This window comes from Streptomyces sp. KMM 9044 (assembly GCF_024701375.2).
In the GTDB taxonomy this organism is placed as follows: domain Bacteria; phylum Actinomycetota; class Actinomycetes; order Streptomycetales; family Streptomycetaceae; genus Streptomyces.
Genome location: NZ_CP113910.1, coordinates 5,460,012 through 5,477,859 on the forward strand (window position 1 = coordinate 5,460,012; position 17,848 = coordinate 5,477,859).

At 71.9% G+C, this 17,848-nt stretch carries 18 protein-coding genes and 2 pseudogenes; 10 read left to right on the top strand and 10 right to left on the bottom strand.

What is annotated here, in order from left to right:
• Positions 1-229: 229 nt before the first annotated feature.
• A pseudogene (locus HUV60_RS24645) lies at positions 230-654 on the top strand (DNA-binding protein); the annotation flags it as partial.
• A gap of 64 nt (positions 655-718) precedes the next feature.
• Here the strand turns inward: HUV60_RS24645 and HUV60_RS24650 are convergent.
• Positions 719-1,045 (bottom strand): hypothetical protein, encoded by a 327-nt coding sequence (locus HUV60_RS24650; RefSeq protein WP_257849382.1) that lies wholly within the window; start codon positions 1,043-1,045, stop codon positions 719-721.
• A 436-nt stretch (positions 1,046-1,481) separates the two neighbouring features.
• On the opposite strand from HUV60_RS24650, the gene HUV60_RS24655 reads away from it, so the two are divergent.
• Entirely contained in the window at positions 1,482-2,126 is a 645-nt protein-coding gene (locus HUV60_RS24655; RefSeq protein ID WP_257849383.1) for a PhzF family phenazine biosynthesis protein, read from the top strand.
• Between the two features lie 27 nt (positions 2,127-2,153).
• Entirely contained in the window at positions 2,154-2,309 is a 156-nt protein-coding gene (locus HUV60_RS24660) for a hypothetical protein (protein ID WP_257849384.1), read from the top strand.
• Between the two features lie 15 nt (positions 2,310-2,324).
• On the opposite strand, the gene HUV60_RS24665 is transcribed toward HUV60_RS24660, so the two are convergent.
• Both HUV60_RS24665 and map read right to left on the bottom strand, forming a co-directional pair.
• A complete protein-coding gene (locus tag HUV60_RS24665) occupies positions 2,325-2,972 on the bottom strand; it encodes a biliverdin-producing heme oxygenase (protein WP_257849385.1) in 648 nt (215 codons plus the stop codon).
• 160 nt (positions 2,973-3,132) lie between these two features.
• A complete protein-coding gene (map, locus tag HUV60_RS24670) occupies positions 3,133-3,990 on the bottom strand; it encodes a type I methionyl aminopeptidase (protein WP_257849386.1) in 858 nt (285 codons plus the stop codon).
• A gap of 60 nt (positions 3,991-4,050) precedes the next feature.
• Between map and HUV60_RS24675 the strand changes: the two genes are divergently transcribed.
• A complete protein-coding gene (locus HUV60_RS24675) occupies positions 4,051-4,287 on the top strand; it encodes a hypothetical protein (protein ID WP_257849387.1) in 237 nt (78 codons plus the stop codon).
• 30 nt (positions 4,288-4,317) lie between these two features.
• On the opposite strand, the gene HUV60_RS24680 is transcribed toward HUV60_RS24675, so the two are convergent.
• Positions 4,318-4,917, bottom strand: a complete 600-nt coding sequence (locus HUV60_RS24680) for a hypothetical protein (protein ID WP_257849388.1) — start codon at positions 4,915-4,917, stop codon at positions 4,318-4,320.
• A gap of 147 nt (positions 4,918-5,064) precedes the next feature.
• On the opposite strand from HUV60_RS24680, the gene npdG reads away from it, so the two are divergent.
• Both npdG and HUV60_RS24690 read left to right on the top strand, forming a co-directional pair.
• Positions 5,065-5,799, top strand: coding sequence for an NADPH-dependent F420 reductase (gene npdG / locus HUV60_RS24685; RefSeq protein WP_257849389.1), 735 nt, complete (start codon positions 5,065-5,067; stop codon positions 5,797-5,799).
• A gap of 56 nt (positions 5,800-5,855) precedes the next feature.
• Positions 5,856-6,074: a hypothetical protein gene (locus tag HUV60_RS24690; protein ID WP_257849390.1), complete on the top strand. Its 219-nt coding sequence runs from the start codon at positions 5,856-5,858 to the stop codon at positions 6,072-6,074.
• A gap of 24 nt (positions 6,075-6,098) precedes the next feature.
• Here the strand turns inward: HUV60_RS24690 and HUV60_RS24695 are convergent, their stop codons facing one another.
• Positions 6,099-6,899: a site-2 protease family protein gene (locus HUV60_RS24695; protein WP_257849391.1), complete on the bottom strand. Its 801-nt coding sequence runs from the start codon at positions 6,897-6,899 to the stop codon at positions 6,099-6,101.
• Between the two features lie 252 nt (positions 6,900-7,151).
• On the opposite strand from HUV60_RS24695, the pseudogene HUV60_RS24700 reads away from it, so the two are divergent.
• A pseudogene (locus tag HUV60_RS24700) lies at positions 7,152-7,508 on the top strand (AfsR/SARP family transcriptional regulator); the annotation flags it as partial.
• 83 nt (positions 7,509-7,591) lie between these two features.
• Here the strand turns inward: HUV60_RS24700 and HUV60_RS24705 are convergent.
• The 3 genes from HUV60_RS24705 to panB all read right to left on the bottom strand — a co-directional run bounded on the left by HUV60_RS24705 (position 7,592) and on the right by panB (position 10,650).
• On the bottom strand, positions 7,592-8,494 hold the full coding sequence (locus tag HUV60_RS24705; protein ID WP_257849392.1) for an ABC transporter permease: 903 nt from the start codon (positions 8,492-8,494) through the stop codon (positions 7,592-7,594).
• The gene (locus HUV60_RS24710) at positions 8,491-9,516 is read right to left on the bottom strand and encodes an ATP-binding cassette domain-containing protein (protein WP_257849393.1); all 1,026 of its coding nucleotides are present in this window, start codon (positions 9,514-9,516) and stop codon (positions 8,491-8,493) included. Before HUV60_RS24710 ends, HUV60_RS24705 begins: the two co-directional genes overlap by 4 nt.
• A gap of 258 nt (positions 9,517-9,774) precedes the next feature.
• The gene (gene panB, locus HUV60_RS24715) at positions 9,775-10,650 is read right to left on the bottom strand and encodes a 3-methyl-2-oxobutanoate hydroxymethyltransferase (protein WP_257849394.1); all 876 of its coding nucleotides are present in this window, start codon (positions 10,648-10,650) and stop codon (positions 9,775-9,777) included.
• Positions 10,651-11,006: 356 nt separating this feature from the next.
• Here panB and HUV60_RS24720 point away from each other — a divergent pair, with 356 nt between their 5' ends.
• Positions 11,007-12,062, top strand: a complete 1,056-nt coding sequence (locus HUV60_RS24720; protein WP_257849395.1) for an endonuclease/exonuclease/phosphatase family protein — start codon at positions 11,007-11,009, stop codon at positions 12,060-12,062.
• Between the two features lie 56 nt (positions 12,063-12,118).
• On the opposite strand, the gene HUV60_RS24725 is transcribed toward HUV60_RS24720, so the two are convergent.
• Complete coding sequence (locus HUV60_RS24725) at positions 12,119-13,873, bottom strand: NAD+ synthase (RefSeq protein ID WP_257849396.1); 1,755 nt, start codon at positions 13,871-13,873, stop codon at positions 12,119-12,121.
• Between the two features lie 159 nt (positions 13,874-14,032).
• Between HUV60_RS24725 and HUV60_RS24730 the strand changes: the two genes are divergently transcribed.
• Entirely contained in the window at positions 14,033-14,488 is a 456-nt protein-coding gene (locus HUV60_RS24730) for an RrF2 family transcriptional regulator (RefSeq protein ID WP_257849397.1), read from the top strand.
• A gap of 164 nt (positions 14,489-14,652) precedes the next feature.
• On the opposite strand, the gene HUV60_RS24735 is transcribed toward HUV60_RS24730, so the two are convergent.
• On the bottom strand, positions 14,653-15,840 hold the full coding sequence (locus tag HUV60_RS24735) for a globin domain-containing protein (RefSeq protein WP_257849398.1): 1,188 nt from the start codon (positions 15,838-15,840) through the stop codon (positions 14,653-14,655).
• A 460-nt stretch (positions 15,841-16,300) separates the two neighbouring features.
• Between HUV60_RS24735 and HUV60_RS24740 the strand changes: the two genes are divergently transcribed.
• Positions 16,301-17,662 (top strand): glutamine synthetase family protein, encoded by a 1,362-nt coding sequence (locus tag HUV60_RS24740; protein ID WP_257849399.1) that lies wholly within the window; start codon positions 16,301-16,303, stop codon positions 17,660-17,662.
• Positions 17,663-17,848 lie beyond the last annotated feature (186 nt).

A 17,848-nucleotide genomic window follows, 5' to 3' on the forward strand; every position in this document is an offset into this window, starting at 1 on the left:
CTCCCGCTTCTCAGGAGCAGCGCTTCGGACGGACTCCATCCTGGTGATCAGGCGCGCCACCGGGATCCTGCGCGAAGAGGAGCCCGCCCCCGCCTGTCCGGGGCCCGCTTCTCGGGGTGATCCCTAGTGGCACAGGTCGCTTGAACGGATTGCTCAGAGCGGCTCGTTGACATGTGACTGTGTGGCACCTCGCCCTTGACCCACGCCGCCGACTTCCGAATGACGCCCCGACCCCTTCACGCCCCCGCAGCCGGAGCAGGCGCGGGCACAGCGCGTCCACGCGTCCCTCCTCCGCATCGCCGAGCGGCACGCGGCCACGGCCGAGCAGCGCCGCAGGCAGGTCCATCCCTCGGCCCTCGGCCCGCACGAAGCCGTCAGGCTGGTGTCGTTCCCGCTCAGCGGAGCCGCGCAGGGGGACGACGGGGAACCGGAGGTGGACCGGGCCGACGTCACGGCCGCGCTGAGCCTCGTGCCGCTGGTCCGGGGAGAGCTGGACGAACTGGAAACCGGCCTCCTCCAGATGGCCCGAGGCCGCGGGATGACCTGGCAGGAGATCGCCTTCGGCCTCGGCCTCGGTACCCCCAGGCAGCCAGACAGCGTTACGAACGCCTGGCCGGCCGGACGGCGGCCACCGAGGAAGGACCTGAGCAGGAGGGCCCGCCGTACGCCTCCGCGCACCTCGCGCCTCCAGGCATTCGGTCAGGCGGACATCGTGGACTCAGCACCATTCCGGCTCCGCGCGGTCCGCGACGATCTCCACGTGGAGAACGTCTTTCTCCGGGCTCTCCACACCCGGGTACGCGGTCGTCCCGTCCACCGACTTGGTGAAGCAGCCGGGCACGATCTCACCGCCGTCCGTGGTCCGAGGCCGCCAACTGCCGGCCTGGGCGGCCTCCCGGCAGTGCCGCACGGCCGTCTTCGGCGCACCGCCGTACCGGTATCGCGTCCCGACGACCACGAAACGGTCGTCGGCGTCGCACTCCTGGGAGCGGCTCGCCCGGTCCGCCGCGTCCGGTGCTGTGCCCAGGGCCGTCTCGTCGGCCAACGCCTCGGCGAGCCGGTCCTCTCCCTCGCCGCAGCCGCAGCCGCAGGCGGTCAGGAAGGACCCTCTGTTCGTCCACGACCACCGCGCACACGGCCATCACCGAAGAACTGTGCACCTGGATCATGGACCGGCTCCCCGGCTGATCCCCGTCACGCGCCGACCGGGGCTGCCGTCCACTCACCGCAGACGGACGCCAGCCCCTTCATCGATTTGCCCGGGGCCAGGAGGGCGTGACCCGTGCGTCCGGACAGGTCGTGCACCACGGAAACGACGCGGCGCAGCCCCGCCCCGCAGGGCTGAACGGGCTGTGCCCAGAGTCCGCGCAGCCCGTGGTGGCCGTCTCGAGGTCGCCTGCGGCCGGCCGGTCGGGCGGGCGCTGAACGGACCGCAGGTCAGCGCTTTTCCGGAGCGACTCAAGGGCTGCTTGAATGCCCCCGTGACTGACTACGACGTGGTGCGCGTCTTCTGCGGCCCCCGGGGCGGGTACGGCAACGAACTCGGTGTGGTCCGTGAGGGTTCCGTCATGCCCGGGCGGAGCGAGCGGCAGCTGTTCGCGGAGAAGCTCGGCTTCAGCGGGACCGTGTTCGTCGACGACCCCGAGCGCGGGGTGATCGACATCTACACCCCCACCCTGCGCCTGCCCTTCGCCGGCCACCCGTGCGTCGGCGCGGCCTGGCTGCTCGACGTCCCCGAGCTGGTCACGCACGCCGGGGTGGTGGGCGCCCGGCAGGACGGGGAGTTCTGCTGGATCGAGGCGCGCGCGGAGTGGGTGCCGCCGCGCGCCCTGCGCCAGTACGCCACCGCCGCCGAGGTCGACGACCTGGCCGTGCCGCCGAAGGGGGAGTGGGTCTACGCCTGGGCCTGGGAGGACGAGCCCGCCGGCCGGGTCCGCGCCCGCGCCTTCCCCGGCCGTGACGACGGCATCGACGAGGACGAGGCGACCGGCGCCGCCGCCCTCCTCCTCACCGACCGGCTGGGACGTGCCCTCAACATCACCCAGGGCACCGGCTCCCAGATCCTCACGGCACCACAGCCGTACGGATGGACCGAGATCGGGGGACGGGTGTTCCTGGAGCGTTGAACCTGGTCCGCTGGTCTCCCCAAGGCCGTGCTGAGGGCGGCACTCGGCCGGCGGCGCGACGCGGAGCGGGACTTCGGGCGGCTGGGGCGGACGGTCGCGCTCGATGCCCTGCGCGAGGTTCCCGCGTACCGGGCCTGGAGCGACGAGTTGCGCGGGGCGACGGAGCGGCTGCGGTTTCTGTGAGCCGCGGGGCGGGCGTCACGCCGACAGCGGGAACTCCTCGCCCAGGGCGCGGAAGACGTCGGTGTTCAGGGCGAAGGCCCGCTTGCACTCGGTGATGACGCGCTGCTTCTCCAGGTCGTCCGCCCGGACGCCGTCGAGCAGTTCGCGGTACTCGCGCTTGAAGGCGGCCGGGTTGGATATCTCCTCGAAGACGTAGAAGCGGACGCCGTCGCCCTTCTTCGGGAAGCCCCAGGTGCGCTCCGCCCTGTCGCGGATGATCTGGCCGCCGGAGAGGTCGCCGAGGTAGCGGGTGTAGTGGTGAGCGATGTAGCCCGCCGGCCATGCGCTCGCACAGTGCGCGACGCGCTCCGCGTACGCCCGTGTGGCGGGCAGCGCAGTGAGCGTCGTGTGCCACCCGGGGCCCCGCAGGTGGGCGAGGTCCCGCTCCAGGGAGGGCAGGCGCAGCAGCTCCGGGCGGATGAACGGGCCGGCCACCGGGTCCGACGCCAGCCGCTGTCCGCCGGACTCCAGCGCCTCGTAGACGAACCACAGCTGCTCGGTGTAGCGCGCGTACGCGTCCATGCCCAGCCGGCCGCCGAGCAGGTCGCTCATGAACGTCGAGGTCTCCGCCTCCACGTGCTGCTCGTGCGAGGCGGTGCGGATGAGGGTCGAGAAGGAGTCCATGAGTCCAGATCTTTTATGGTTAGGCTTGCCTAAGTCAATACCTTGCCGACGGTTCGTCGGTATCCCGTCGGTGACTTCCTACCCCGTTGCGGAACGGCGAAAGCCCGCCCTCCGAAGAGGGCGGGCTCGCGAGGGAAGGGGTTCGGGTCCGACTGTCCGGTTACGGCAGGGTCAGGATGTCCGCGCCCGTGTCCGTCACCACCAGGGTGTGCTCGAACTGGGCCGTCCGCCTGCGGTCCTTCGTCACGACCGTCCAGCCGTCGTCCCACATGTCGTACTCGTGCGTGCCCAGCGTCAGCATCGGCTCGATCGTGAACGTCATGCCGGACTGGATGACCGTCGTCGCGTGCGGACTGTCGTAGTGCGGGACGATCAGCCCGGAGTGGAACGCGGTGTTGATGCCGTGCCCGGTGAAGTCCCGGACCACGCCGTAGCCGAAGCGCTTGGCGTAGGACTCGATGACCCGGCCGATGATGTTGATCTGCCGGCCCGGCCTGACGGCCTTGATCGCCCGGTTCAGCGACTCCCGGGTGCGTTCCACCAGGAGCCGGCTCTCCTCGTCCACGTCGCCCACCAGGTACGTGGCGTTGTTGTCGCCGTGCACCCCGCCGATGTACGCCGTCACGTCCAGATTGACGATGTCGCCGTCGCGCAGCACCGTCGAGTCCGGGATGCCGTGGCAGATCACCTCGTTGACCGACGTGCACAGCGACTTGGGGAAACCGCGGTAGCCGAGCGTCGACGGGTACGCCCCGTGGTCGCACATGTACGCGTGCGCCACCCGGTCCAGCTCGTCGGTGGTCACGCCGGGCGCGATGAGCTTGGCGGCCTCCGCCATCGCCCGCGCCGCGATCCGCCCGGCGGTCCGCATCGCCTCCACGGTCTCGGGGGTCTGCACCTCCGGCCCGGTGTACGGCGTGGGAGCGGGCTTCCCGACGTACTCGGGTCGGCGGATGTTTCCGGGGACGGAACGGGTGGGAGACAGTTCCCCTGGGACGAGCAGCGACTGGCCAGACATGGCGGCGAGTCTAATTCAGTGCCCACGGGGCACCGTCTTCCGTGGCGAGAGGAGCCGTTCATGCCCCTGTTCAAGAAGCGGACGGTCGGAAAGCCGGGCGAGTGGTACTACTGCCTGGAACACCAGAAGGTCGAGGAGGGGCCGGACTGTCCCAACAAGGACCGCTTCGGGCCCTACACGAGCCGCACCGAGGCCGAGCACGCCATGGCGACGGCCCGCGAGCGCAACCTCCAGTGGGAGAACGACCCCAAGTGGCACGACGCCGCCGAGGGGGACGGCGGACGCGGCGACGCCTGACCGGGCGGCCCGCGGGCGGACCCGCTCCGGCTACCAGCGGGCCGGGGGCGGGGCCGTCAGGAGGTCGGCCAGGCGCGACAGACGGTCCCGGAAGGGGCGGCCCCGCGACGGCGGCAGCGCGTTCTCCCCGGCCGCCGCGCCGACCAGGTGCTGCACGGTGTCCAGGTCCAGCTCGGCTCCGTCCGGGACGGCCAGCGTCTCGTGGGCCAGTGCCGGCAGCTCGCCGGCGCCGGGGCCCAGGGACAGCAGTGTCGCGCCGGCCCGGCGGGCGTCCGACACCCGTTCCAGGAGCGGGGCCGCGGGCTCCCCGGGCGCCACCACCAGCAGCGTCTCGCCCCGCCGTGCCGCCTCCAGCCGTCCGAGCCCCACCGCCAGATGCGCGGGATCCGAAGGGCGCGCGTCGTGCCGTACGAGCGTCGGAGCCAGCTCCGGCGTGCCCGACCAGGTGGCCTCGTCCATCAGATGTGCCGCCAGGTGCCACGGCTCGTACTCCCGCGTGCCCACGAGCAGCAGCCCGCCCCCGTGCGACACCACCGATCCCCGCAGCGCCCCCGCGAACCGCCGGGTGGCCCCCAGCCACTCGGTCCCGGCGAGCACGTCCCGCAGCAGCGCTACCCGTACGGCATCCACGGGCCGCACCCTGCCCCGGCCTGGCCCCGGGGATCCGGTGTTCTCCTCCGATTCACCCGACCGAGGGGGTGACGGGCCGCGCAGTGACGGGGCTCACGTGGATGCGCCGAGCCGGAAACTGCTTCCCCGCGCCCGTAGAGTCGGGCCATGACCTCCAGTACCCCCAGCGACAGCGCACAGCAGCCCGGGAACGCCCCCGCGAAGGCACCCGCCAAGGACCCCTGGGACCTGCCCGACGTCTCCGGGCTCGTCGTCGGCGTGCTCGGCGGCACCGGACCGCAGGGCAAGGGCCTCGCCTTCCGGCTCGCCAGGGCCGGCCAGAAGGTGATCATCGGCTCGCGCGCAGCCGAACGCGCGCAGGCCGCCGCCGAGGAGCTCGGCCACGGCGTCGAGGGCGCCGACAACGCCGAGACCGCCCGCCGCAGCGACATCGTGATCGTCGCCGTGCCCTGGGACGGCCACGGCAAGACGCTCGAAAGCCTGCGCGAGGAACTCGCCGGCAAGCTCGTCGTCGACTGCGTCAACCCGCTCGGCTTCGACAAGCAGGGCGCCTACGCGCTCAGGCCCGAGGAGGGCAGCGCCGCCCAGCAGGCCGCCGCCCTCCTCCCGGACTCCCGGGTCACCGCCGCCTTCCACCACCTGTCCGCGGTCCTGCTCCAGGACCCGGAGACCGACATGATCGACACCGACGTGATGGTACTCGGCGAGGTCCGCGCCGACGTGGAGATCGTGCAGGCCCTCGCCGGACGCATTCCGGGCATGCGCGGCGTCTTCGCCGGGCGGCTGCGCAACGCCCACCAGGTGGAGTCCCTGGTCGCCAACCTGATCTCCGTCAACCGCCGCTACACGGCACACGCCGGGCTCCGCGTCACGGACGTATGACCCCATGGGGGACACTGGTCGGTGAAGCAGCGTCCCCCGACAGGAGCCCAGCCGTCATGCCCCGCCTCGCTCTCTACGCCCTCGCCGTCTGCCTCCTCGCCGTCGCCGCGGCCGTCATGTCCTTCGTCCAGGGCAGCTGGCTGGGCGTCGTCTGGATCCTGCTTGCGGGGCTGTCGTCCAACATGACCTGGTACTACGTGCGGCGCGGGAAGGCCGAACGGGAAGCCGAGAGGGCGGCGCGGGCAGCCCGGGCCGAAGGCCCCGTCACGGGTTGAGCCGCACATCGCCGGCCGGCCCCGTCACGCGGCGACCGCGCAGAACTCACTCTCCCCCTGCCAGAAGCGGAACAGCTCCAGGCCGCAGTACGTCTCCGCCTCGTGAACGCCCAGGGCCGACAGGACCGAGTCGATCACGTCGAAGAACACGCCGTTGACCGTCGGCACCCACAACAGGGCGAACACGAACAGCAGGCCGAACGGCGCGAACGGCTCCACCTGCCGTCGCAGGCCCGGCGACAGCCAGGGCTCGAGCACGCCGTAGCCGTCCAGGCCCGGCACCGGCAGGAAGTTCAGGATCGCCGCCGTCACCTGGAGCAGCGCCAGGAACGCCAGCGCGAACCGGAAGTGGACCGGCACGCCGTCCAGCGCGCCCAGCCAGAACGGTGCCGTGCACACGAGCGCGAACAGGACGTTCGTCAGCGGGCCCGCCGCCGAGATCAGGCTGTGCCGCCAGCGCCCCCGGATCCGGTGCCGCTCGATGAACACCGCGCCGCCCGGCAGACCGATCCCGCCCATGATCACGAACAGCACCGGAAGCACGATACTGAGCAGGGCGTGGGTGTACTTCGCGGGATTCAGCGTGAGATAGCCCTTCGCGCCGATCGAGATGTCGCCGCCGTGCAGTGCCGTGCGGGCGTGCGCGTACTCGTGCAGGCACAGTGAGACGATCCAGGCGGCCGTCACGAACAGGAACACGGCCACGCCCGGCCGGCCGGCGAACCCGGTCCAGGTGGCCCATCCCGTGACCGCCGTGACAGCCAGGATGCCCAGGAACACCGGGCTGATCCGCCGGTCGCCGGCGCGGGTGGTGGCGGTGGTCATGAGGCTCCCTGGACTGGCTGTCGGGCCACGGCCCGTCCGGCACACGGCAGCCGGGCACGAGGCGGGACGCGCGGCGCGCCCGGTACGGACTGCCCGACCGTACCGGGCGCACCCGGAAAACGTCTCGCGCCGGCCACCGGTTCCGGAGAGAGTGGGGGTCCACGGGCACGGGGGAGAGGACGGCGGGCGAACGGGGCAGCCGACCCGCCCGCCCGGCCCCGACCCGTGACCGCCCCCGGACCACCGGAGACAATGGACCCCGTGCGCTATCGCATCCTCGGCATCACCCGGGCACTCCGCCCCGACGGCACCGCCCTCCCCCTCGGCGGGGCGCGGCTGCGTGCGCTGCTCACCGTGCTCGCGCTGCGGGCCGGCCGTACGGTGCCGGCGCGTCATCTTGTCGACGAGGTGTGGGACGGCGAACCGCCGGCCGACGCGACGGGCGCGCTGCAGGCACTGGTGGGGCGGCTGCGCCGGGCGCTCGGCGCGGACGCGGTGGCCTTCGACGACGGCGGCTACCGCCTCACCGCCACGCCCGACGACGTCGACCTGCACCGGTTCGAGCGGCGGATCCGGGAGGCCCTCGGCGACACCGCGTACGCCGCCGCGTACGCGGAGGGTGGCCGCCTCTCCCCGGAGGAGGCCGCCGCCCTGGTGTGACCGCGCGCGGGGCCGGAGAACCGGTTTCCCGGTCAGCTCTTCGTACGGAACTTGTGGATCGCGACCGGTGCCATCACCGCCGTGATCCCCACCGACCAGGTCACCGTCAGCCACAGGTCGTGCGCGACCGGGCCGCCCACCATCAGGCCGCGCGCGGCGTCGGCCAGCGAGGACAGCGGGTTGACGTCGGTGAAGGTCTGCAGCCAGCCCGGCATCGACCGGGTCGGCGCGAAGATCGACGAACCGAACTGCAGCGGCATCAGCACCAGGAAGCCCATCGCCTGCACCGACTGCGCGCTCTTCATCGTCACACCCAGCGTGATGAAGATCCACATGAGGGCCGAGCCGAACAGCACGGACAGCCCCACGGCGGCGAACAGCCCCGGCCAGCGGGTGATGTCGAAGCCGACCAGGACACCGACGACCATGAGGATCGCGGTGGCGATCAGCATGCGCAGTATCTCGACCGTGATCTTGGCGAACAGCACTGAGCCCCGGCCGATGGGCAGCGACCGGAAACGGTCCATGACACCCGTGTTGAAGTCCTGGTTGAAGCCGGTACCCACCCCCATGGCCATGTTCATGCCCATCATGGCCATCAGGCCGGGCACGATGTACTGCACGTACGCCTCCTGCCCGCCGCCCAGAGACTGCCCGATCGAGCCGCCGAAGACGTACACGAACAGCAGGGTGAACACGATCGGGAACAGCACGGCGTCGAACATCGACTCCGGGTCCTGCCGGATCCACAGCAGATTGCGCCGGACCAGCGCGCTGGTGTGACGCAGATGGGAACGCAGCGGGATCCGCCCGTCCCCGGCGGCCCCACGGGCCTCACCAGCCCCACGGGCCGCACCGGCCCCGCCGGCCGGGGTGACGTCGGTCTTCGGAGTGGCCGTGGTCGTCGCGGTCTTCGGTGACGTCGCGGAGCTCATGCGGCGGCCTCCTCGTGGGTCTCGGCGGGCACGGTGTCCTGCGGGGCGCTGGCGCGGTGGCCGGTGAGCGAGAGGAACACCTCGTCCAGGCTGGGCAGTTCGGTGGTGATGGAGGAGAGGGTCAGACCCCGCGCGGTGACGGCGCCGACCACCGCGGTCAGCTGCTCGTCGCTGAGGACCGGTACCAGGACGGCACCCCGCTCGGAGTCCACGGTGGTGGTGGCGAGCCCGGTGATGCCCAGCTCGTCGAGCGCGGCGGCGAGCGGGCGCAGCTGGAGCGGATCGGCCGGGCGGATCCGCAGGGTACGGCCGCCGACCTTGGCCTTCAGCTCCTCGATGCCGCCGTTCGCGATGACCTTGCCGCGGTCCACGACGGTCAGCTCGGAGGCGAGCTGCTCGGCCTCCTCCATGTACTGGGTGGTCAGCAGCACGGTCACCCCGTCCCCGACCAGCCGCCTGACCTCCACCCACACCTCGTTGCGGGTACGCGGGTCCAGTCCCGTGGTCGGCTCGTCGAGGAACAACACCGCGGGCCGGCCGATCATCGACGCGGCCAGGTCCAGCCGGCGCCGCATGCCGCCGGAGTACGTGGCCGCCGGACGCCGGGCCGCCTCGGTGAGTGAGAACCGCTCCAGCAGCTCGTCGGCGCGGCCACGGGCCTCCTTGCGGGACAGGTCGAGCAGCCGGCCGATCAGATACAGGTTCTCCCAGCCGGCGAGTTTCTCGTCCACGGAGGCGTACTGCCCGGTCAGCCCGATCACCCTGCGCAGCTGCCGGGGCTGGCGGAGCACGTCGTACCCGGCGACGGTGGCCCCGCCGGCGGTCGGGGCGAGCAGGGTGGAAAGAACGCGGACGAGGGTGGTCTTGCCGGCGCCGTTCGGCCCGAGAACCCCCATCACGGTGCCCTCGCGCACATCCAGGTCGACACCGTCCAGTGCCCTGGTCTCGCCGTAGTGCTTGACCAGCCCCCGCACGGTGACGGCGTTGCCCGCGCCACCGGAGTCGTTGTCGTTTCGCGTCATGCCCCGACCCTGCCACCCCCCCACCGACAAACCCCCGACAGCCGTCCGGCAGAAGGCTGTCGGGCAACCGACACTCCCCCCACAACCCCGCGACGGCCACCGCAACCGTCGACTGAGCAACCACGACGGTGAGCGCCACTTCCGCGAAAGCGGCGCCGGTACAGGCGCACAAAGGGGACGGGCCCGCCGATTGGGGGAAGACCGGCGGGCCCGTCAGTGTGCGGCGATGGCTCAGCGGCGGCGCCACGGCAGCGTGGTTCAGTGAACGGAGTGCTCCTCCTGCGGGAACGTTCCGCCCACGACGTCCTCGGCGAACGCCTTCGCCGCGCCGCCCATGACCTCACGCAGGTTCGCGTACTGCTTCACGAACTTCGGCACCCGGCCCCCGGTCAGCCCGAGCATGTCGGTCCATACCAGCACCTGCGCGTCCGTCTCGGGCCCCGCGCCGATCCCGACCGTGGGGATGTGCAGCGTCCGGGTCACCTCGGCGGCCAGCTCGGCCGGCACCAGCTCCAGGACGACGGCGAAGGCGCCCGCGTCCTGCACGGCCTTGGCATCCCGCAGCAGCTGCTGCGCGGCCTCCTCGCCGCGCCCCTGGACGCGGTAGCCCATGGCGTTCACGGACTGGGGGGTGAGGCCGATGTGCGCCATGACCGGGATGCCGGACTCGACCAGCAGCTCGATCTGCCGGTGCGAGCGCTCACCGCCCTCCAGCTTCACGGCGCCGACCCCGGCCTCCTTGACCAGCCGGGTCGCCGAGCGCAGCGCCTGCACCGGACCCTCCTGGTACGAGCCGAAGGGCAGGTCGGCGACGATCAGGGCGCGGCTCGTGCCGCGCACCACGGCCGCGGACAGCATGGTCATCTCGTCGAGGGTGACGGGGACGGTCGTCTCGTACCCGAGGTGGCAGTTGCCCGCGGAGTCGCCGACGAGCATGACCGGGATACCGGCCGCGTCGAAGACGGACGCGGTCATCGCGTCGTAGGCGGTGAGCATGGGCCACCTCTCGCCGCGTTCCTTGGCGAGGGCGATGTCACGAACGGTGATACGGCGTGAGCCCTTCCCCCCGTACAGCGCCTTGCTGCCGTCAGAGGGGCGTGACCCTGAAGTCGGGGCAGCCGAAAGCTGCGTCATGGCAACGGCTCCTAACACGTCATCTCGAGGCGCCCTGACGGCGTCCCCGGATCCCCTCCATGGTGGCACTTCGCGAGAGCCGGTGCCAGGGGTGGTCCCCAGCGGAAGGACCGCCGCCGGAGCGCCGACGGGGAACTCCCCGTCGGCGGCCCCGCCCCGTACACCCCGCCCGCCCCGATGCGCGCGTTCCGTCACAGAGCGCGCTTTCCCCGATCCCGCCTGGAACTCCCGGGACGGTTCCGATCGTCCTCGCCTCCGTACGGCCGTCGACAGACGGCGGGAAGGACGCCGATCATCCCCTAGGGTCTACGCACACAGGGGGAGTCGGTGTGCACGGCAAGGTGTGAGGCGACGGTATGGCGCAGCAGGCGTACATGACGGAGACGGACGACGGCGGCTCGGGGCCAGGGCAACGCCGGACAACCGGGCTCCGGCGCCTGTGGGACCGCCTGGCCAGAGGCTGGCGCGGGGACCCGCGTATCTGGCGCCGGGGCGTGATCCTCGCCGTGTGCGCGATGCTGCTCGCCCTCGTCATGGCGGCCCACGCCCGGATCCCCAACGTGGTCGGCAACCTGGGCAGTCTGTTCGAGACGTTCCTGCCGTGGCTGGGGCTGGCCATCCCGGTGCTCCTGGTACTGGCCCTGGTCCGCAGGTCCGCCACCGCGCTGATCGCGGTGCTGCTGCCCGCCGTCGTCTGGCTGAACCTCTTCGGCGGCCTGATCGTCGACCGGACCGGCCCCGGCGGCGACCTCACGGTGGCCACGCACAACGTCAACGCCCAGAACCCCGACCCGTCCGGCACCGCCCACGACGTCGCCGCCTCGGGGGCGGACGTCCTGGCCCTGGAGGAACTGAAGGCGTCGGCGGTCCCGGCGTACGAGACGGCGCTGGCCTCGACGTACGAGTACCACGCGGTGGTCGGCACCGTCGGGCTGTGGAGCAAGTACCCGCTGAGCGACGTGGCGGCCGTCGACATCCGCCTCGGCTGGAAGCGCGCGATGCGGGCCACGGTGACGACGCCCGAGGCGCAGGTCGCCGTGTACGTCGCTCATCTCCCGTCCGTACGCGTGAAGATGGAAGCCGGCTTCACCGCCCGCCAGCGCGACAAGAGCGCCGACGCCCTGGGCGCGGCCATCGCGAGGGAGCCCCTGGAGAACGTCGTCCTGCTCGGCGACCTGAACGGCACGATGAACGACCGCGCCCTGAACGCCGTGACCTCGCAGATGCGTTCCACCCAGGGCGCGGCGGGCAGCGGCTTCGGCTTCAGCTGGCCGGCGGCGTTCCCGATGGCGCGGATCGACCAGATCATGGTCAAGGGGGCCGAACCGGAGAGCTCGTGGTCGCTCCCCGAAACGGCGAGCGACCACCTCCCCATCGCGGCCCGGGTGAAGATCGCGGTGCCGGACGGCTGAGACCGCGGGGCGGCCCCGGAGGCGAGTTCGTGGGGCCGCCCCGCGCAGGGGGCCGCCTACTCCCGCCAGCCGCTCGTGATCGGCAGCCGGCGGTCCTTGCCGAAGCCCTTCGGGGAGATCTTCGTCCCCGGCGGGTACTGCCGCCGCTTGTACTCGGCCCGGTCGACCATCCGCAGTGTCCTCCTCACGAGTTCCACGTCGAACCCGGCCGCGACGATCTCGTCCGCGCCCCGGTCCCGGTCCACGTAGAGGTCGAGGATCGCGTCGAGGACGGGATAGTCCGGCAGCGAGTCCGTGTCGACCTGGCCCGGCCGCAGTTCCGCACTCGGCGGCTTCGCGATCGAGTTCTCCGGGATGGGCGGGGTCTCGCCGCGCGCCGCCGCCGAGCGGTTGCGCCATTGGGCGAGCCGGAACACCGACGTCTTGTAGACGTCCTTGATGGGCCCGTACGCCCCCACCGAGTCCCCGTACAGCGTCGAGTACCCGACCGCCAGCTCCGACTTGTTGCCCGGCGCCAGGACGATGTGGCCCTCCTGGTTGGAGATCGCCATGAGCATCGTGCCGCGAAGCCGGGACTGCAGGTTCTCCTCCGCCAGTCCGGAAAGCCCCAACGCACCCATGTACGCGTCGAACATCGGCTCGATGGAGACGGTCCGGAGGTTCAGCCCGGTCCGACGCGCCAGCTCCGCCGCGTCGCCCCGGGAGTGGTCCGAGGAGTACTTCGACGGCATGGACACGCCGTAGACGTTCTCCGCGCCCACCGCGTCGCAGGCGATCGCGGCGACGAGCGCCGAGTCGATCCCGCCGGACAGACCGACCAGCACCGACTCGAAGCCGTTCTTCACGACGTACGCCCGGAGCCCCACGACCAGCGCCGAGTACACTTCCTCGTCGTCGTCGAGCGGCTGCGCGGACGACCCGTGCCGCTCGGGAGCGTACGCGGGCAGTGGTGCCTCGGACAGCACGACGCGGTCGATCCGCAGCCCGTCGTCGACGACCTCGCCGGCCGGCGGCGCGTCCGCGGCCGCCTGCGGGAGGTCGAGGTCGAGCACCATGCACGCCTCGGTGAACTGCGGCGCGCGCGCCACGACCTCGCCGTCACGGCCGACGACGATCGAGTCCCCGTCGAAGACCAGTTCGTCCTGCCCGCCGGTCATCGCGAGGTAGGCGGTCGTGCAGCCGGCCTCCTTGGCCCGCCTGCGGACCAGTTCGAGCCGGGTGTCGTCCTTCTCCCGCTCGTACGGTGAGGCGTTGACGGAGAGCAGCAGCCCGGCCTTGGCCGACCGTGCGGCCGGAACCCGGCCGCCGTCCTGCCACAGGTCCTCGCAGATGGCGAGGGCGACGTCCACGCCGTGCAGCCGCAGGACGGGCAGGGTCTCGCCCGGCACGAAGTACCGGAACTCGTCGAAGACCCCGTAGTTCGGCAGATGGTGCTTGGCGAAGCTCAGTACGGCCTCGCCGCCGTGCAGCACGGCCGCGGCATTGCGCGGCGCGCCGGCCGGCTGGCCGTACTTCGGCTGGGCCGCGGCGCTGCGGTCGAGGTAGCCGACGAGCACGGGCAGCTCCCCGAAGCCCTCCTCGGCGAGCCGCGCGGCGAGGGACCGCAGGGCCTCGCGGGAGGCCTCCACGAAGGACGATCTCAGCGCGAGGTCCTCGACGGGATACCCGGTCAGCGCCATCTCCGGGAACGCCACGAGGTGGGCTCCCTGCGCGGCACAGTGCCGGGTCCGGCGGACGATCGCGTCGGCGTTGCCGGCGAGGTCGCCGACACGCGAGTCGATCTGATTCAGGGCGAGACGAAGATGAGGCACGCGGCCCAGTGTAATCGTCAACTCGACGCTATGGGGTGGGGTGGGCGGGCGGTGAGCCGTGGATCACCCCGGGCCGGCCGCCGGGCCGTCGCACGTGACGGCTTACGGCTTGCGGCAGATAATTTGAACGCGGGATGCGCATTACCTACGCTCCCCGGTATGAGGCTGCTGCGCTCCACCGACCTGGCCCTGCGGGTCCTGATGCGCCTCGCCGTGGCCACGGAGGGCTCCCACCCGACGACGCGTGACGTCGCCGAAGCCATGGGCGTGCCGTACACCCATGCCGCGAAGGTCGTCGCCGAACTCCGGCACATGGACCTGCTCACCGCCCGGCGCGGCCGGGGCGGTGGCCTCACCCTCACCGAGCGGGGCCGGAAGGCCTCGGTCGGCGCCCTGGTGCGGGCCTTCGAGGGCGAGGGCGACGTCGTCGACTGCGAGGGCGCGGCCGGCATGGGCACACCCTGCCCGCTCCGGTCCGCCTGCCGGCTGCGCGGCGCACTGCGGCGGGCCCAGGAGGCGTTCTTCGCCTCACTGGACCCGCTCACCGTCTCGGACATCGCAGCGGGCCCGACGGGCCCGCTGCTGCTGGAGATCTCCCGCAGCCCCCGGCCTTAGGGCCTGTCCGGCGGATCCCGCCGAAGACGCGGAGGCCGACGCGCTCTCCTCCGCCATACGGCCGCACGCACCGGACCCCGCACATCCCGGCCGCGAGGATGCCGCCGGTCACCTCCGGCCCGATCCGGCGGACAGGACCTGGCCCGCGGCCGTGCGGGGTGTGCTCAGCCCTGCCTGGCCCGCCAGAGGTCCGGGCCGAACACCTCGTAGTGGATGTCGGCCGGCGCGACGCCCTTGCCGATCAGCTGCTCCCGCACCGTCCGCATGAACGGCAGCGGGCCGCACAGGTACGCCCGCGTACCCGCCGCGACCGGTACGCCGGTGAGGTCGACGTAGCCGGTGGAGGTGCCGGTCGGGGCGTCCTGCTCGTACCAGAGGTGCACCGTCGCGTCCGGCAGCTTCGCCGCGTGCGTCGCGTGGTCGGCGCGCAGGGCGTGGTCGGCGGGGGAGCGGTCGCCGTGCACGACGGTGACCGGGGCGTCGTGGCCGTGGTCGGCGAGGTGGGCCAGCATCGCGGTCATCGGGGTCACGCCGATGCCGGCGGAGGCGAGCAGCAAGGGGGTGCCGGATCGGGCGTCCAGGACGAGGTCGCCGTACGCCTCGGAGAGTTCCACGACGTCCCCGGGCCGCACGCGCGCGTGCAGATGGCCGGAGACCTCCCCCTCGGGCGCCGCGCCGTCCTGCACGCGTTTGACGCTGATCTGCCGCTCGCCCGGGCCGGGCGCGCCGGAGAGGCTGTACTGGCGGATCTGCCGGGCGCCGTCGCCGAGGACGACGCGGACGGAGACGTACTGGCCCGGGCGGAAGTCCCGCACCGGCCCCCCGTCGGCCGGACGCAGCCGCAGCGACACGACGTCGGCGGTTTCGGCGACCCGCCCGACGACCTCCCACTCCCGCCAGCCGGGCCCGCCCCGCTCCTCGTGGAGCCGCTTCTCGACGGCGATGAGGGCGTTGGCCATCAGCCAGTAGACCTCCTCCCAGGCGGCCGCGACCTCGGGCGTGACGGCCTCGCCCAGGACCTCCGCGATCGCGGTGAACAGGTGCTCGTGGACGATCGCGTACTGCTCCGGGGCGATGCCGAGCGACGCGTGCCGGTGCGCGATGCGCCCCAGCATCGCGTCGGGCCGGGTGCCGGGGTGCGCCAGCAGGTGCGTGGCGAACGCCGCGATGGACCCGGCGAGGGCCTCGCGCTGGGTGCCGGCGGCCTGGTTGCCGCGGTTGAACAGGTCGCGCAGCAGCTCGGGGCGGGCCTCGAACATCCCGGTGTAGAACCGCTCGGTTATCTCACTGAGGGCCCCGCCCACGGCGGGAAGCGTGGCGCGGACGGTGGCGGCGGACTGCTCGGACAACATGGGGTCCTACCTTTCTTGATGCGGGTCTGAACTGGTCATTCGTAAGATCGGTCTCCTCGTTCTCGGCTGTCTTCTCGACTGCCTGCGCCACCCATTAAAACTTGCATCTGAAATGCCGATTAAGGGGGGTGGGTTCGGCCAGGGCCGCCGGGAGACCGCGTGCGCCGTGTACGGGGCGTGCGCCGCAGGGGTGCCGCGGGAGCGCCGGAACGGGCCGGATCGCATACGGACCCCTCCGTGACGAACCCCGGTTCGAGCGGGCAGGATGGGCCGCAGGGTGATACGTGTGGCGCGGACGGACCCTTCGCGTCACTGTGGAGGCCCGTGGGACGATCAAGGTCGGCAACACGCGCGAAACCCGGATGTGGTGGGATGGCCGAAGTGCCCGACCGCCGCCCGAGGAGGCCACCCGGCGCGGGAGAGACTGGCGGCCTGACCGGCGAGGATGGGGAAGCGGAAGATGGACAAGCAGCAGGAGTTCGTGCTCCGGACGTTGGAGGAGCGCGACATCCGGTTCGTACGGCTGTGGTTCACGGACGTGCTGGGCTTCCTGAAGTCCGTGGCCGTGGCCCCGGCCGAACTGGAGCAGGCGTTCGACGAGGGCATCGGCTTCGACGGCTCCGCCATCGAGGGCTTCGCCCGGGTGTACGAGTCCGACATGATCGCCAGGCCCGACCCGTCGACGTTCCAGGTCCTGCCGTGGCGTGCCGAGGCCCCCGGCACGGCCCGCATGTTCTGCGACATCCTGATGCCGGACGGTTCCCCGTCCTTCGCCGACCCGCGCTATGTGCTCAGGCGCGCGCTGGCCCGCGCCTCCGACCAGGGTTTCACCTTCTACACCCACCCGGAGATCGAGTTCTTCCTGCTGAAGGACAAGCCGGTCGACGGCAGCCGCCCGACCCCGGCGGACAGCTCCGGCTACTTCGACCACACCCCGCAGAACGTGGGCATGGACTTCCGCCGGCAGGCGATCACCATGCTGGAGTCGATGGGCATCTCGGTGGAGTTCTCCCACCACGAGGGCGCCCCCGGCCAGCAGGAGATCGACCTCCGCTACGCGGACGCGCTGTCCACGGCCGACAACATCATGACGTTCCGTCTGGTCATGAAGCAGGTGGCGCTGGAGCAGGGCGTGCAGGCCACGTTCATGCCGAAGCCGTTCTCGGAGTACCCGGGCAGCGGCATGCACACGCACCTGTCCCTCTTCGAGGGCGACCGCAACGCGTTCTACGAGTCGGGCGCCGAGTACCAGCTCTCCAAGGTCGGCCGCTCCTTCATCGCCGGCCTGCTGCGGCACGCGGCGGAGGTCTCCGCCGTCACCAACCAGTGGGTCAACTCCTACAAGCGCATCTGGGGCGGCTCCGAGCGCACCGCCGGTGCCGGCGGCGAGGCCCCCTCGTACATCTGCTGGGGCCACAACAACCGCTCGGCCCTGGTCCGCGTCCCTATGTACAAGCCCGGCAAGACCGGATCGGCCCGCGTCGAGGTCCGCTCGATCGACTCCGGCGCCAACCCGTACCTGACGTACGCGCTCCTCCTGGCCGCCGGCCTGAAGGGCGTGGAGGAGGGCTACGAACTCCCGCCCGGCGCCGAGGACGACGTCTGGGCCCTCTCCGACGCCGAACGCCGAACCCTCGGCATCGAGCCCCTCCCGCAGAACCTCGGCGAGTCCCTCACCCTGATGGAACGCAGCGACCTGGTCGCCGAGACCCTCGGCGAACACGTCTTCGACTTCTTCCTGCGCAACAAGAAGCAGGAGTGGGAGGAGTACCGCTCCGAGGTCACGGCCTTCGAACTGCGGAAGAACCTGCCGGTGCTGTAACACGCGGAGGGAGGCCCTGCTCCCCGGCCCGCACACGGTCCGGGGAGCAGGGCCTCCCTCCGGTGTCCCTGGTTCCGGTGTGTACGGACTCACTCATCGGCGGCTTCTCCTCATCGGATGTCCTGCGTGAGGTCTCGTGTCCCGGACGCCCCGGCGCCTGTCGGAAGTCGTGCACCGGGCATCCCA